Annotated in this window: 11 protein-coding genes; 7 read left to right on the top strand and 4 right to left on the bottom strand. The window is 71.8% G+C overall.

Annotated elements, in window-relative coordinates:
• Nucleotides 1-65 precede the first annotated feature (65 nt).
• Nucleotides 66-3368 carry a S8 family serine peptidase gene (locus ACF08B_RS20275; protein ID WP_392318614.1) on the bottom strand — a complete coding sequence of 1101 codons (3303 nt, stop codon included), beginning with the start codon at nucleotides 3366-3368 and terminating at the stop codon, nucleotides 66-68.
• A 154-nt stretch (nucleotides 3369-3522) separates the two neighbouring features.
• Entirely contained in the window at nucleotides 3523-4065 is a 543-nt protein-coding gene (locus ACF08B_RS20270; RefSeq protein WP_392318613.1) for a CGNR zinc finger domain-containing protein, read from the bottom strand.
• A 109-nt stretch (nucleotides 4066-4174) separates the two neighbouring features.
• On the opposite strand from ACF08B_RS20270, the gene ACF08B_RS20265 reads away from it, so the two are divergent.
• The 7 genes from ACF08B_RS20265 (at nucleotide 4175) to ACF08B_RS20235 (ending at nucleotide 11093) form a co-directional block, all read left to right on the top strand.
• On the top strand, nucleotides 4175-4621 hold the full coding sequence (locus ACF08B_RS20265) for a VOC family protein (protein WP_392318612.1): 447 nt from the start codon (nucleotides 4175-4177) through the stop codon (nucleotides 4619-4621).
• A 2-nt stretch (nucleotides 4622-4623) separates the two neighbouring features.
• Nucleotides 4624-5505 (top strand): pyridoxamine 5'-phosphate oxidase family protein, encoded by an 882-nt coding sequence (locus ACF08B_RS20260; protein ID WP_392318611.1) that lies wholly within the window; start codon nucleotides 4624-4626, stop codon nucleotides 5503-5505.
• Between the two features lie 9 nt (nucleotides 5506-5514).
• Nucleotides 5515-5988: an NUDIX hydrolase gene (locus ACF08B_RS20255; protein ID WP_260148360.1), complete on the top strand. Its 474-nt coding sequence runs from the start codon at nucleotides 5515-5517 to the stop codon at nucleotides 5986-5988.
• A 214-nt stretch (nucleotides 5989-6202) separates the two neighbouring features.
• The gene (locus ACF08B_RS20250; RefSeq protein WP_392318610.1) at nucleotides 6203-7963 is read left to right on the top strand and encodes a TIGR03767 family metallophosphoesterase; all 1761 of its coding nucleotides are present in this window, start codon (nucleotides 6203-6205) and stop codon (nucleotides 7961-7963) included.
• A 95-nt stretch (nucleotides 7964-8058) separates the two neighbouring features.
• Nucleotides 8059-9201: a serine hydrolase domain-containing protein gene (locus tag ACF08B_RS20245; protein ID WP_392318609.1), complete on the top strand. Its 1143-nt coding sequence runs from the start codon at nucleotides 8059-8061 to the stop codon at nucleotides 9199-9201.
• A gap of 139 nt (nucleotides 9202-9340) precedes the next feature.
• Nucleotides 9341-10543: a glycosyltransferase gene (locus ACF08B_RS20240; protein WP_392318906.1), complete on the top strand. Its 1203-nt coding sequence runs from the start codon at nucleotides 9341-9343 to the stop codon at nucleotides 10541-10543.
• A 46-nt stretch (nucleotides 10544-10589) separates the two neighbouring features.
• Nucleotides 10590-11093, top strand: coding sequence for a DinB family protein (locus ACF08B_RS20235; protein WP_392318608.1), 504 nt, complete (start codon nucleotides 10590-10592; stop codon nucleotides 11091-11093).
• Nucleotides 11094-11167: 74 nt separating this feature from the next.
• Here ACF08B_RS20235 and ACF08B_RS20230 read toward each other — a convergent pair whose 3' ends face one another.
• Entirely contained in the window at nucleotides 11168-12205 is a 1038-nt protein-coding gene (locus ACF08B_RS20230; protein WP_392318607.1) for a hypothetical protein, read from the bottom strand.
• A gap of 216 nt (nucleotides 12206-12421) precedes the next feature.
• Entirely contained in the window at nucleotides 12422-14995 is a 2574-nt protein-coding gene (gene pepN / locus ACF08B_RS20225; RefSeq protein ID WP_392318905.1) for an aminopeptidase N, read from the bottom strand.
• Between the last annotated feature and the right edge of the window lie 124 nt (nucleotides 14996-15119).

Here is a 15119-nt window from a genome sequence, read left to right as displayed (position 1 = left end):
TGCGCCACATACGGAAGGGGCGGGTGTCCGGTCGGACACCCGCCCCCGCCGTGCGCGTCACTCCGTTACGGCGTGACCTTCTCGATCTTCACGCTGCCGCTGCCCGCGACCGTGCCGCGGGCGTTCACCAGCTGGACCCGGCCGAAGAACTCGCGGCCGGCCGGGGCCTCGGCGGCGGCCGTGACCTGGCCGGTCACCGTGGCCGAGTCACCGGTGCCGAGCTTGACCGGGGCCGAGCCGTCGACCGTGACGGAACCGAGCGAGGAGGAGAAGAACACGTCCCGGTAGTCGTAGTCCGTGGAGCCGGACGGGACCGAGTAGCCCACGACCTGGATGGTGTACGTGCCGGCGGCCGGGGACGGTACGGAGACCGCCTCCTCCGAGTCGCCGTCCGCGGACTGCGCGACCTGCTTGCCGCTCGCGTCGTAGACCGTCAGGTCCAGGTCGGCGGCAGTGTCGGAGACGCCGCCGATCGCCACGTCCAGGGACTTGGCGCCGGCCGGGACCGCCACCGTGGTGGTCTGCGTCTCGCCCTGCTTGATGGCCGGACGGGCCGACTTGGCGGAGCCGAGCGGGCCGCCGACCAGCTTGCCGTCGAGCGCGGCGTACTTGTTGGTCACCTTCCAGGAGGCGGCGGTCGGGGTGCCGACCTTGGCCTCGGGGACGGTCACGGTCTCCGGGTCGAAGGCCGCGCCGAGGACGGAGACGTCCAGCCGGAAGGGGTTGTCGAGCAGCGGGGACGTACGCCGGGCCTCGACCTCGACCTCCCAGACGCCGGGCTGCGGGTCGGCGTACGCGCGCACGTCGGGCTTGCAGCCGTTGCCGTCCAGGTAGTTGTTGTAGCAGTAGGGCGTCGAGGTGTTGTCGGACGGGACGCCGTACGGGTGGATGGCGATGAACCGGGTCTGGCTCTTGTCCTTGAGCCCGCCGATCGCGACCTCCAGCGACTTGGCGCCCTCGGGCACGTTCACGAAGTACGACCGGGTGGCGTTGCGCTGCACCGAACCCGACGCCGACCAGGTGAAGTCCACCGGGGAGGCGACCACGACGGTGGTGAGGATCTGCTTGTCGACGCCCTCCGTGCGCGGGTCGTCGACCTCCAGGATCGCGCTCTTGATGCCCGCGGAGCCCGGGGCGGCCTGGACCTTGACGGTCACCGGCTGGTTCAGCGGCAGCTTCACGACGTCGTCGCCGAGGATCCGGAAGGTGTGCCCGGCGTTGTTCTCGAAGTGCAGCTCGTGCCGGACGGCCTTGTCCGGGCCGGAGGTGCGGGTGACGGTGACGTCGTACGTCTTCTTCTGGCCCGCCTTCAGGCCGCCCTCGCGGTCGTAGAGGCCGGTGCCGAAGCCCGGCGTCTTCAGGGCGTAGTCGATCGCCGTGTCGACCGGGGCCTTGACCGTGTAGTCGTGGGCGGTGGCGTCGTCACGGATGGCGTCCCACGCGTCCACGATGTTGATCAGGCCGGCGCCCTCCTCGTACGCCTGCACACCCTTGATGTGGTCGGCGGTCGAGGTCAGCGCCGTGCGCAGGACGGCCGGGGTGAGGTCGATGTGCTTCTGCTTCGCGGCGCTCAGCAGCAGCGCGGAGGCGCCGGCGGCCTGCGGGGAGGCCATCGAGGTGCCCTGAAGCATCGAGTAGCCGGCCGGCAGCGAGTAGCCCGCCTCGGCGACCGGGGAGCCCGGCAGCCAGGTCTGGGTGGTGTTGATGGCGGCGCCGGGCGCGCTCAGGGTCGGGGTGAAGCCGCCGTCCTCACGCGGGCCGCGCGAGGAGAACGGCATCATCGCGTACCGGGTCTCCACGGCCGAGCCGTAGTTGGCGGCCCAGGTCTCCTTGGAGATGGTGGCGCCGACGGAGATCACCTTGTCCGCGAGGCCGGGGTCCCCGATGGTGTTCGCGCCGGGCCCGGAGTTGCCCGCGGAGATCACCAGCTGGACGCCGTAGGTGTCGATGAGCCGGGTGTACAGCTCGGCGCGCGCGTTGTTGCCGTCGTTGAGCGCCGGCAGGCCGCCGATCGACATGTTGACGATGTCGACGCCGCGGTTGGCGACGAGGTCGATCATGCCCTCGGTGAGGGCGACGTTGGTGCAGCCGCCGCTCCAGGTGCAGGCACGTGAGGAGACGATCTTCGCGCCGGGGGCCGCGCCGTTCATCCTGCCGCCGAACAGGCCGTTGGCGGAGGTGATGCCGGCGACGTGGGTGCCGTGCTCGGACTCGATGACGCCGATGTTGACGAAGTCGGCCTTCTTGCCGACCCAGTCGCCGCCGTACGGGTCGGTGGGCACGTCCTTGCGGATCTGCACGACGAACGGCTGCCGCTCGACGACGTCGGTCTTCGGGTCGTCGGTGCCGAAGTAACCGATCTGGTAGCCGTCCTTGTACGGCTTCATCGGCGTGTCGTCGGTGAAGTCGAAGTTGTTGTTCAGGTCGACGCGGACGGTGCCGCCGGCCGGGTCGTAGAGGACGCCCCAGACGTCGGTGGTGTCGCCGTCCCGGTTCGCGTCGCCCGCGGCGTCCCCTCCGGCCGTCGCGGACTCACGGAACAGGTTGACCTGGTAGTCGCCCGCGGGCGCCTTCCAGTCGGCGCCGCCGTACGAGAACGACGGGCCGCTGACCGGGTTGGTCATCCGGCGCCAGGTGCCGTCGCCGTCCAGGATCGGGTCGGTCGCGGTGACCCAGTCGACGATCTTGCGCTCGCCGGTGGTGGTCTTCTGCAGCGCCGGGTGGCCGAGGTCGACACCGGAGTCGAGGATGCCGATGGTGACCCCGCGGCCGTCCGCCTTCGGGTGGTCCTGGACGAAGTCGACGGCACCGGTCTCGAAGGACGGGTTGTACGGGTTCTCCGCCGGGGTGTTCCTGCCCGGTCCGGAGTAGGTGCCCTTGGCGGCGCCGGACTTGCCGGCGGTGTCCCCGCTCGGCGCGGGGTCGTCGAGCGGGATCTCCTGCTTGAGGTCGATGGCGTGCACCGAGGAGAGTCCCGCCGCGGCCTTGATGGCCGCGTCGGCCTTGGCGGTGGGGACGGTCGCGCGGACGTAGCCGACCTTGTCGTAGCTGCGGCCCACCGAGCCGCCCTTGACCGCGTCGAGCTTCTCGGCGACCTGCTCGGTCTGTCCCGGGGCCGTCGCGATCATCATCGTGACGTTCTTGTCGCCGGCGGCCTTGGCCTCCGCGAGCACGTCGGCGTCGTCCGAACCGAGCTTGTCGTGCCCGGACTTGACCGGGTCCGCGGCCGGGGCGGGCGGCGTGTCCGCGGCGAGGGCCAGGGGGACCGGCCCGGCCGCGGAGAGAGCGGCCACCACACCCACGGCCACGGCTATGCGGGCCAGGCGTCTGGGACCGGATATGGGATCACGCTCGGGCGTGTGGGTCATCGGCATCCCTCAGGTAAAGGAACGAGCGGACGAGAGCGCTCAGCTTTACCGAAGGGCAATGATTTGGGGACCCGTTGACCGAATCGATATGCATGTATGGGGAAAACCCCCGATGGGATTTGAGCGTATCCGGCCCTGATGGTCCGGTATTTGCTCAGTTCTCCTTCGAACGCGCGTAATGCCGGGAGGCCTTCGCCCGGTTGCCGCACGCCGCCATCGAGCACCAGCGGCGGGTGCCGTTGCGGGATGTGTCGAAGAAGTGCAGGACGCAGCCGCCGCCGGCGCAGACGCGGATCCGGTCGGGGGCGCGGGTCAGCAGGTCCAGGTAGTTCCGGGCGGCGAGCCAGGCCGGCCCCCACGACGGGTCGGCGAACTCGGGCTCCTCGGCCGGGCCGCCGGCGGTCAGCCGGGCGCGGATGCGCCCGTGTCCCAGCACGGCGTCCACGAGCGGAGCCGCCTGTTCCGCAGGGCCGTCCACCGCGGCCCGCAGTGCCTCCCGGGCCTCGCGGAGGTGGTCCAGTACGGCGGTGTCGGCAGGGTGGTTTCCGGCCAGCCCGTTGCTCGCGAGCCACACCGCGAGACCGTCGGGAGCGGCGAGCAGGTCCTGGGTGGCGCCCTCCTTGTTCCACCGGGTGTTGAGCAGGTCGAGCGCGAGGGGCTCGCCGGTGAGCGGGCGGGGGTCGCGGGCGGTGGACATGGGGCTCTCCTTCTCTGCTAACCGGTCAAGCGTACGTGACCGGTTGACCCGGCTGGGCCTAACTGTCTAATGTTGTTTACGACGGTTAGAAACCTCGAAGGGGAGAGTCATGACCCTGCGCACCGCGCACATCGGCCTGAACGTCACCGACCTCGACCGCTCGCTCGCCTTCTACCGGGACGTCCTCGGCTTCGCCCTGCTCGCCGAGGGCAAGGAGGACGACCGGCGGTACGCCTTCCTGGGCGACGGCGGCGACCAGCCCGTCCTCACCCTCTGGCAGCAGGCGCGGGCGCCGTACGAGGGCGGCCGGGCCGGGCTGCACCACCTCGCCCTCGCCGCGGACTCGGTCGACCGGGTCCGGGAGTACGAGACGGCCCTCAGGGCCGCCGGCGTGGACTTCGCCCACGAGGGCGTGGTCGCCCACCGGGAGGGCTCGGCCTCGGGCGGGATCTTCTTCCACGACCCGGACGGCACCCGCCTGGAGATCTCCGTACCGCACGGCGCCGAGGACGCCCCCGCCCCGCACGGATCCGCTCCGACCTGCGGTTTCTTCTAGTCATGGGTGGCTATCGCGCGGGCTCGCTCGCCGTGCAGCGGCAGCTGGGCGTGCGGGAGCGCGCCGAGCACGTGGGCCGCTCCCTGGGCCAGGGCATCAAGCCCGTCGCCGCGGCCTTCCTGGAACTCCAGCCCCTGCTGGTCGTCGGCGCCGCGGATCCCGCGACCGGCCGGGTGTGGGCCTCCCCGGTCGTGGGCACTCCGGGGTTCGTCCGGGCCACCGGGTCCCGGCAGATGTCCGTCGCGGGAGGGCCACCCCCGACCGACCCTCTCGCGACGGCCCTCACCACCCCGGGCGCGCCCGTCGGCACCATCGCCCTCGATCCGCGCACCCGCCGCCGCATGCGTCTGAACGGCAGGCTGCGGCCCACCGCCCGCGGCTTCGCCGTCGAGGCCGACCAGGTGTTCGCGAACTGCCCGAAGTACATCCAGCGCAGGGAGTCGTACGAGGTGACCGGCGCACGCACGCCGGGTCCCGCCCGGCGGAGCGGGCGGCTGGACCGGGCCGGCATGGAGTGCGTCCGGGGTGCCGACACCTTCTTCGTGGCCACCGTGCACCCGGCCGGCGCCGACGCCAGCCATCGCGGCGGCAATCCCGGCTTCGTCCGTGTGGCCTCGCCGGACGAGCTGAGCTGGCCGGACTACCCGGGCAACGCCATGTTCCTGACCCTCGGGAACCTGCGCGCCGACCCGCGCGCGGGGCTGCTCTTCCTCGACTGGGAGACGGGCACCACCCTCCAGCTCACCGGCGAGGCCCGCACCGAGTTCTCCGACGCGGGCGGGCGGACGGTCCGCTTCACCGTGACCGAAGTCGTGCGCACTCCCGCCGCCGTGCCCCTGCGCTGGTCCGCACCGGAGTACTCACCGGCCAACCCCGACCGGTAACGTCGGGGAATGAGACGGAAGTTGAGGGTGGCGGCCTACGCCGTGTGCGTCCGCGACGGACAGATCCTGCTCGCCCGCTCACCGGGGCCCGACGGCACGCCCGAATGGGTGCTGCCCGGCGGCGGCACGGAGCACGGCGAGGATCCGTACGACACCGTCCGCCGCGAGGTCGCCGAGGAGACCGGCTACCGCATCGAGGTGACCGGTCTCCTCGGCATCGACTCCTCCCGCCACGTCTTCCGCGGCGGCCGCCTGCGCCGCCGCACCGACCACCAGGGCGTGCGCGTCCTCTACGAGGGAACGGTCACCGGCGGTGAACTCCGGCACGAGATCGGCGGATCGACCGACTTCGCCGCCTGGCAGGACCTGGACGCGGTACCCGGACTCACCCGGATCCGTCTGGTCGACGTGGCGCTGCGGCTCTGGCGCGAACGTCCCGCCCCCGGCCATCTGCCGCCCGGGGACCGTCCCCTACCCCGGTAGATGAACGGGGCGTGACCGGTCCCCGGCCGCCCGCGATCCAGTCCATGACCGCACTCCCCGCCCGAGATCCACGTACGGTGATCGGCGCTGCGCGTTGCCGCCGCGTTCACGCGCAGGTCATCCCCGCTGCCAACCATCCAGAGCGAGCGGGGCGTTCGCGCCAGCGACGGCCCGCGACCACTGCCGACGCGTTCGCACTCGGGGAGATCGCGCCATGTCGCGCATACGCTCTGTCGCCACCTCCGCTTCGGGGGTCAACCGCCGTACCGTCCTTGCCGCCGCCGGAGCGGTCTCGCTCTCCGCGGGCGTCGGCTACGCCCTGCGCCCCACCGACAGCGAGGCCGCCACCGCGGCCTCCGCGGCGGAGGCGCCCGTCGCCCACTCCCGGCAGGCCGCCGCCGCGGCTCCACTCGCCCCCTACACCAAGGGCACCACCGTCGCCTCCGTCGCCGCCCCGCGGAACAGTTCCGGCTACCGCCGTCTCGGCGACGGGCCCGGCTGGAAGCGGGTCGTGCGCAGCGAGCTGGCCACGCCCAAGTCCGGCCGCGCCGGCCGCCGTAAGGCCCTCGCCGCCTTCGTGCAGTTCACCGACCTGCACCTGATGGACGTCCAGCACCCGCTGCGGCTGGAGTACCTGCGCGCCTACGACCCGCACGCCTGGCGCCCGCACGAGGCGCTCACCGTGCCCGGCGCGATCTCGCTGGTCGAGCGGGTCAACGCGCTGCGCGGCGCCCCCGTGACCGGCGCCCCGCTCCACTTCGTCATGACCACCGGCGACAACACCGACAACAACGCCCACTCCGAACTGGAGTGGTTCATGAAGGTGATGAGCGGTGGCCGCATCACCCCCAACTCCGGTGATCCCAAGCACTACGAGGGCGTGCACAACAGCGGCCTGAAGCTGTACTGGCAGCCGGACTCCACCACCCGCGACAACGACAAGGCGGTCGGCTTCCCTCACCTCAAGGGCTTCCTGGCCGCGGCGATCCGCGAGGTGAAGAGCCCCGGCCTGAAGCTGCCGTGGTACTCCACCGTCGGCAACCACGACATGCTCCCGCTCGGCTGCTACGGCTCTCACGGCGACGGCTACCTCGCCGAGGCGGCCATCGGCGGCAAGAAGCTGATGACCGCCACCCCCGCCGAGGCCAAGAAGCTCCAGGACGCCGTCAAGCAGGCCACGGACCCCAAGGGCAGCGGCTACCGGGACTTCCTCAAGGCCCACACCCGCTCCATGCGCTCGGTCACCCCGGACGAGAAGCGGGCCCCGTACACCCAGGCCGACTACCTCAAGGCCCACCTGGACCCGGCCCACCAGGGCGTCGGCCCCGTCGGGCACGGCTACTCCTCGGCGAACCTGGACGCGGGCACCCAGTACTACGCCTTCCGCATCTCCGACGACGTCATCGGCATCAGCCTCGACACCACCGACGCCGGCGGTCACTACGAGGGCTCCATCGGCACCGCCCAGCTGAAGTGGCTGGAGCGGACGCTGAAGGACAACAAGGACTCCTACGCCGTCGTCTTCAGCCACCACACCAGCAAGACGATGACCAACACCCGCCCCGACCCGGCCCGCCCGGGGGAGAAGCGGCACGAGGGTGCCGACGTGCTCGCGGTCCTGACGGCCCACACGAACGTGCTCGCCTGGGTGAACGGGCACATCCACAAGAACGTCATCACCCCGCACAAGGCCTCCGGCGGCCGCTCCTTCTGGGAGATCTCCACCGCCTCCCACGTCGACTACCCCCAGCTCGCCCGGGTCATCGAGCTGGTCGACAACAAGGACGGCACGGTCTCCCTGTTCACCACCCTGATCGAGTCCGCCGCCCCGCACCGCACCGACTACGCCGACCTCTCCCAGACCGGCCTCGCCGCCCTCTACCGCGAGCTGTCCTACAACGCCCCCGGCGCCAAGAAGACCCTCGCGGGCAGCGCGGCCGACCGGAACACCGAGCTCGTGCTGAAAAAGGGCTGAAAGTCACTCAACCGGTCCACATCGAGGCAACCTTCGCGCAACACCCCCGGGTCCCTTCCCCCGACCGCACCGCACACCTCAGGTTGGGGGAAGACATGCGCGTACGCACGACTCTGGTGGGCGCCACCGCCCTGCTCGCCACGGCCGCCCTGGCGGCCCCCGCCGCCCTGGCGGCCGGGCCCGCCACCGGCGGACACGGCCACACCGGCACCCGCGAGGCCGTCCGGGCGGCGGTCGAGGCGGGCGTGCCCGGCGTGACCGCCACCGCCGTGGACGGCCACGGCACCTGGTCCACCACGGCGGGCGTCGGCGACCTCCGCACGGGCGCGCCCCGCTCCACGGCCGACCGCTACCGCGTCGGCAGCATCACCAAGACCTTCGTCGCGACGGTCCTGCTCCAGCTGGAGGCGGAGGGCCGGCTCTCCCTGGACGACAAGGTCGACACCTGGCTGCCCGGGCTGGTGCGCGGCCACGGCCACGACGGGCGCCGCATCACCGTCCGGCAGCTCCTCAACCACACCAGCGGTATCTACAGCTACACCTCCGACGAGGACTTCGGCCGCAGGTACTTCCTCAAGGACGGCTTCTTCCGGCACCGCTACGACACCCTCACCCCGCGCGAGCTGGTGGCGATCGCCATGAAGCACGCACCGGACTTCGCGCCGGGCGCCTCGTGGAACTACTCCAACACCAACTACGTCGTGGCCGGCATGGTGATCGAGAAGGTGACGGGCCGGCCGTACGCCACCGAGATCCGGCGCCGCGTCCTCGACCCGCTGCACCTGCGGGCCACCTCCGTGCCCGGTACGAGGGTCACCGTCCCGCGGCCCAGCAGCCGGGCCTACTCCAAACTGGCCGAGACGGCGACGGGCCCGACGTACGACGTCACGACCCTCAACCCCTCCCTCGCCTCCTCGGCGGGCGAGATGATCTCGAATTCCGCGGATCTCGACCGCTTCTACTCCGCGCTGCTCCGCGGAAAACTGCTCCCGCCCCGGCAGCTGAAGGAAATGAAGACCACGGTGAAGATCGAGGGAGTGCCGAACGCGGGCTACGGTCTCGGGCTCATGGACCGCACGCTGACCTGCGGCGTTCACGTGTGGGGCCATGACGGCGGCATCCACGGCTCCGCCTCCTCGGCGGTGACGACGGCCGACGGCCGGCATTCCCTCGCGCTGAATTTCAACGGGGACTGGACGGGCGACATGGACGCGGTGATCGAAAAGGAATTCTGTTAGCCGACGTTCCATTCGTGTCATTGTGCGTTAACCGGGACGCAATGTCCGTACCGCCTCATATCGGCTAACCCGCTGTTCACGGGTTTGGCTCGATCTGTACAAGGCGGGTGGTCGTGTGCGCGCAGAGCACGGACTGCGTGTGCTGTCGGTCTACGAGGGCTTCTTCTCCGGAGGGGCCCGGATCGTCCACAGCGACGTCGTACGGGGACTGGCCGAGGGCGGCCAGTCCCACCAGGTACTCAGCATCCATGGCGAGGTCCACCGCGAGGCCACCCGGCAGCGGATGGAGGACGACCACTGCTACCGGGCGCTGACGGCCGCCGGGGTGGGTGTCACCTCGCTCGGCCGCACCGCCGGGCTGGTCGACGGCGCCCTCGCGGCGAACGTTTTCAGCGGCCCGGAGCTGGCCGAAACCGCTCGGGTGACGGCGGCGGCGGACGTCGTCCTCGCCCTCAAGGAGCAGCCGCTGGCGCTGCTGAACCAGCGCGGGCTGCCCCGCCGCCCGGTCGTGGTCTGCCTGCACCGCTCCGATCCCGAGAACCAGGGCCCGGCCCTGGACGAGCTGAAGGCCGCCATCGCCGACGGCACGGTGGTGGCGTGCGTGTGCTGCGCCGAGTCCACCCGGGCCGCGTACCGGGCCGCGGGCGTCCCGCGCGAGCTGCTGCACGTGATCCCCAACGGGGTGGACCTGCTCCGGTTCCGGCCGGACCCGGCGGCCAGGCTCGCCTTCCGCACCGCGCGGGGCATCCCCGCCGGCGCCCCCGTGGTCGTTCTCGCGGCCCGCTACGCCCCGATGAAGAACGTCCCCCTCTTCCTGCGGGCGGCCCGTGCCTGGCTGGGCCGCGAGGGCGGCGGGCACGTGGTGATGTGCGGGGCCGGGATGGCCGCGGACAACCCGGGGCTCCGGGCGGACCTGGCGGGCGCCTTCGCCGGGGAGCGGGAACTCGCCGACCGGGTGCACCTGCTCGGTGTCCGGCACGACATGGAGGCCGTGTACGCCGCCGCCGACGTCGTCGCCCTCACCTCCGTCTCCGGCGAGGCGGCCCCCCTGTGCCTGATCGAGGGCATGATGTGCGGCGCCGTCCCGGTCGCCACCGACATCGGCGACAGCGCGTCGATCGTCGCCGGGCACGGGTTCGTCACCCCGCCGGACCCCGGCGCGATCGCCCTGGCCTGGACGGCCGCGGCCGCGGGCCGCGCGGAGCTGACGCCCGCCCTGGAGCGCAGCCGCGAGCGGTTCAGCCGCACCCGGATGATCGCCGCGTACGCGGCCCTGCTGGACGGCGTGCACACCTCTCGCTCCGCGCGCACCGGGGCGTACGGCCCGCCGACCGCCCTGTGATCAATTCGGTTGACGGTGTGCATGCCATGGGGGAGGGTGCCCGTCGATGACACGAACCGATACGCCTCCCTCCTGGGACGAGCGCACCCAGCTGACCACCTTCCTCGACTACGCGCGGGCCACCGCCCGCGCCAAGTGCGAGGGTGCCTCGCCGGAGGACGCCCGCCGGGCGCCGCTGCCGGGCTCTCCGCTCATGACGCTGTGCGGTCTGATCAACCACCTGCGCTGGGTGGAGTACTACTGGTTCCAGGTCGTCTTCCTCGGCGAGGAGGACGAGGGCCCGTGGACCGACGAGGACCCCGACCGCGAGATGCGGATCGCCGTCGACGTCCCGCTGGCGCAGCTGCTCACCGAGTACGAGGAGCAGAGCGCCCGGTACCGGGAACTGGTCGCCGCCACCGACCTGGACGCGCAGGCGAAGCGGTCGATGCGCGACGACCGCCACCCCGACCTGCGCTGGGTGCTGCTGCACCTGATCGAGGAGACCTCCCGGCACAACGGTCACCTCGACGTCGTACGGGAGCTGCTGGACGGGACCACCGGCTCGTAAGGGCACGAGGAGGGGCCACCGGAACCGGTCCGGTGGCCCCTCCGCTCCCCTCCTGACGCTCCCTGGGTCCGTCACTACCGGGGCAGCACCACGACATAGGCGGCCGGATCGCGGTCCCCGGACGCCATCAGCGCCGTCCGCACCACCGCCGCCTGCTGCTCCCTCGCGTCCCTGAGCTTCCTCGGCGTGATGTACACGACCGTGATCCCGAGGCGCTCCAGGTGCTCGCGCTTGCGGGCGTACTCCGACCACAGCGCGTCCTCGTCCTGGCGCGGGGCACGGGTGTCGAGTTCGACCGCGACCGCCTGCTCGGGCCAGTACGCGTCCAGACCGCCGAGGTGCGGGCCGCCGGGCAGCCGCAGGTCCACGTTCCACACCGGGTCGGGCAGTCCGTGCTCCCGCACCATGCGGTAGAGGCGGTCCTCGGCGATCGAACGGCCCTCCGCCAGCAGCGAGTCCACCGCGTCCACCACGTGCGGCCGGGTCAGCAGCTTCGCCGCCGTCAGCTCGCGCACCACCGCGGCCGGTTCGCAGTGGCCGGCGCGCACCGCCTCCGTCAGCAGCCGGCGCACCGCCTCCGCGTCCGTCAGCTCCGCCACCGCGTCGGCCAGTGCCCGCGGCACCGGTGCCACCGGCAGGCCGGCCACCACGCGGGGCGTCGGCAGGGCGGCGGTGCGCAGGATGCGCACGTACCCCGTCGAGCGCAGCCGGCGCAGCCGCGGGACCAGGACGTCGACCCGGTCCACCGAGAGCAGCTGCGGGGTGGCGGAGAACCCGTACAGGGTGAGGGCCGCGAGCCCGGTGATCACCGCCTCCGTGTACGTCGGGCGGTGCGGTCCCTCGGCCGTCGGCTGCGCCGGGACGCCCGGCGCGGCCTCCCGGGCCGCGTACAGCAGGGCTCCGTGCAGCCGCTCCTCGCCGGTGGGCGCTCCGGTGTGCAGCAGGACCACGTTCGGGAGCAGTTGACGCCACGGGCCGGTGGGGCGGCACTGCTCGGTCAGTTCGGCCGCGGTCACGCCGTGGGAGCGGAGCTGAGCCGCCGTCAGGACGCGGCGGTGGACCTCGGAGAGGTGACGGAGGGGGCGGGGGGAGAGCGGGGTGTTGTGCGTCATGGCCTCGAATTTCCCGCACCCGGTGCCGCTCGTAACCGCTGTTACACGCCCGTCGAGGAATGCGGACAAGCCGGGACTAAAGGTCAGGTGTTCGGGTGCCGAGTAGGAACCGAAAACCCCTGGTCCACTCGGGTGCGGACCAGGGGTTACGGTTCTACTTGCCTGAATTTCGTAACGGTCACCGACCGGGCAAGCTCAGGCCAAGGCTCATCGGGTTCAGGCCGTCGCGTCGCACTCCTGTGCGCGCAGCGCCCGCGCCAGGTCGTCCCGCGCCTCCAGCACCAGCCGCCGCAGCGCCGGCGCGGCCTCCCGGTGCGCGTCCAGCCACGCGTCCGTCGCGTCGAGCGTCTCCGCACGGTCCTGGTAGGACGGGAACAGACCCCGGACCACGTCCATGCCGATCTGGATCGACCGCTCCCGCCAGACCCGCTCGATCGCCGCGAAGTACAACTGCGCGTACGGCGCGGTCAGCTCCCGCTGCGAGGGCCGGCCGAAGCCCGCGATCGTCGCCTCCACCAGCGCGTTCGACAGCGCGTCGGACTCCACCACCTGCGCCCACGCCTGCGCCTTGACCGCCGCCGACGGGCGGGCCGCGAGGCAGCGCACCTGGTGCCGCTTGCCGGAGGCCGTGTCGTCACGTGCCAGTTCTGCCGCCAGGACCCGCTCGTCGGCCACCCCGTGCGCGGCCAGCGGCTCCAGGAACGCCCAGCGCAGCTCCTGGTCCACGGCCAGGCCCTCGATCGCCGTCGTCCCGTCCAGCAGGTCCTTCAGCAGCGCGAGGTCCGGCTCGGCGGACGCGACGGACGCGAAGAACCGGGCCCAGGCCAGCTGGTGCTCACTGCCCGCGCCGGCCGCCCGCAGCTCCCGCAGCGCCCCCTCGGCCAGCAGCCGGCCGCCGGTCTCCCGCCATCCGGGCGCCGCGTAGTGCACCAGCGCCGAGTCGGCCCAGGCGTGCAGCATCTGCAGCACGCCGATGTCCGACTCGCGGCCCGCGAACCGCAGGACGAGATCGACGAAGTCCCGCGCCGGCAGCAGCGCGTCCCGGGTCAGGTTCCACAGCGCCGACCAGCACAGCGCACGGGCCAGCGGGTCGGTCAGCGCGCCCAGGTGCGTGCGCAGCGTGGCCAGCGAGGTCTCGTCGAAACGGATCTTGCAGTAGGTCAGGTCGTCGTCGTTGACCAGCACCAGCTCCGGCGCCTGGGACCCCGCCAGCTCCGCCACGACCGTACGCGGGCCGTCCACGTCCGTCTCCACGCGCGCGTACCGCTCCAGCGCGCCCTCGGGCGTCCGGCGGTACAGGCCCACCGCGACCCGGTGCGGGCGCAGCTCCGGGTGCGTCTCCGCGGCCTCCTGCAGAATGGCCAGCTCGGCGATCCGGCCGCCCTCGGTGTCCAGCAGCACCTGCGGGGTCAGCGAGTTCACCCCCGCCGTCTGGAGCCAGGAGGCCGACCACGCGGTCATGTCCCGCCCGCTGGTCTCCGCCAGCACCGACAGCAGGTCGCCGAGGCGGGTGTTGCCGTACGCGTTGCGCTTGAAGTAGCGCCGGGCGCCCTCCAGGAACGCGTCCTGGCCGACGTACGCCACCAGCTGCTTGAGTACCGAGGCGCCCTTGGCGTAGGTGATGCCGTCGAAGTTCAGCTTGGCGTCCTCCAGGTCACGGATGTCCGCCGTGATCGGGTGGGTGGACGGCAGCTGGTCCGCGCGGTACGCCCACGCCTTGCGGCGGTTGGCGAAGGTGATCCAGGCGTCCCGGAAGCGGGTCGCGCCGACGTTGGCGAACGTGCCCATGAAGTCCGCGAAGGACTCCTTCAGCCACAGGTCGTCCCACCACTCCATGGTGACCAGGTCGCCGAACCACATGTGCGCCATCTCGTGCAGGACGACGTTGGCCCGCGCCTCATACGACGCCTGCGTCACCTTCCCGCGGAAGATGTACTCCTCGCGGAAGGTCACCAGGCCCGGGTTCTCCATCGCGCCCAGGTTGTACTCGGGCACGAACGCCTGGTCGTACTTCCCGAACGGGTACGGGTAGTCGAAGTGGTCGTGGAAGAAGTCCAGGCCCTGCTTGGTGACCAGGAAGACGTCGTCGGCGTCGAAGTGCGGGGCGAGGCCCTTGCGGCACATCGCGCCCAGCGGGATCTCCAGCTTCGTCCCGTCCTCGAAGGTGCGGGAGTAGGAGTCCGTCACGTAGTGGTACGGGCCCGCGACGACACAGGTGATGTACGTGGAGATCGGCTTGGTCTCGGCGAACCGCCAGACGCCGTCCACGAGTTCGCCCGCGCCGTTGCTCCACGCCGTCCAGCCCTCCGGCGCGCGCACCTCGAAGCGGTAGGGCGCCTTGAGGTCGGGCTGCTCGAAGTTCGCGAAGACCCGGCGCGCGTCGGCCGGCTCGTACTGCGTGTAGAGGTAGACCTCGCCGTCCTCGGGATCGACGAACCGGTGCATGCCCTCGCCGGTGCGCGAGTAGGCGCACCGCGCGTCCACCACCAGCTCGTTGTCGGCGGCCAGGTCCTCCAGCGCGATCCGGGAGCCGTCGAAGACCTCGCTCGGGTCCAGGTCCTTGCCGTTGAGCGAGACGGCGGTCACGCTCGGCGCGATCAGGTCGGCGAAGCTCGACGTGCCCGGCTCGTTGCAGCGGAACCGGATCGTGGTCACCGAGCGGAAGGTGCGCGGCTCGGCGTCCCCGTCGCCCACGGCGGACCTCAGGTCCAGGGACACGTCGTACCCGTCGACGGACAGCAGTGCGGCCCGCTCCCGGGCCTCGTCGCGGGACAGATTCTCACCGGGCACGGGCGGCACTCCCTCGTGGTCGCGTGATAGGTGGTGGATCAGGACCGATCCTGCCATGTGCTCCTGACAGGAGGCACCCGGGAATGCGGGCCGAAGTGATCTCGTTGAGGCTTCAAAAGACCGC

It is taken from the genome of Streptomyces sp. NPDC015139 (assembly GCF_043079785.1).
Classification (GTDB): Bacteria; Actinomycetota; Actinomycetes; order Streptomycetales; family Streptomycetaceae; genus Streptomyces; species Streptomyces albidocamelliae.
This window is presented reverse-complemented; position numbering and strand designations above follow the sequence as displayed.

What these genes read in the sequence shown, in the direction of transcription:
- ACF08B_RS20235 (WP_392318608.1), top strand. Translation starts at nt 10,590, where the DNA reads ATGACACGAACCGATACGCCTCCCTCCTGGGACGAGCGCACCCAGCTG.
- ACF08B_RS20255 (WP_260148360.1), top strand. Translation starts at nt 5,515, where the DNA reads ATGAGACGGAAGTTGAGGGTGGCGGCCTACGCCGTGTGCGTCCGCGAC.
- ACF08B_RS20250 (WP_392318610.1), top strand. Translation starts at nt 6,203, where the DNA reads ATGTCGCGCATACGCTCTGTCGCCACCTCCGCTTCGGGGGTCAACCGC.
- ACF08B_RS20260 (WP_392318611.1), top strand. Translation starts at nt 4,624, where the DNA reads ATGGGTGGCTATCGCGCGGGCTCGCTCGCCGTGCAGCGGCAGCTGGGC.
- ACF08B_RS20275 (WP_392318614.1), bottom strand. Translation starts at nt 3,368, where the DNA reads ATGACCCACACGCCCGAGCGTGATCCCATATCCGGTCCCAGACGCCTG.
- ACF08B_RS20245 (WP_392318609.1), top strand. Translation starts at nt 8,059, where the DNA reads ATGCGCGTACGCACGACTCTGGTGGGCGCCACCGCCCTGCTCGCCACG.
- ACF08B_RS20265 (WP_392318612.1), top strand. Translation starts at nt 4,175, where the DNA reads ATGACCCTGCGCACCGCGCACATCGGCCTGAACGTCACCGACCTCGAC.
- ACF08B_RS20270 (WP_392318613.1), bottom strand. Translation starts at nt 4,065, where the DNA reads ATGTCCACCGCCCGCGACCCCCGCCCGCTCACCGGCGAGCCCCTCGCG.
- ACF08B_RS20230 (WP_392318607.1), bottom strand. Translation starts at nt 12,205, where the DNA reads ATGACGCACAACACCCCGCTCTCCCCCCGCCCCCTCCGTCACCTCTCC.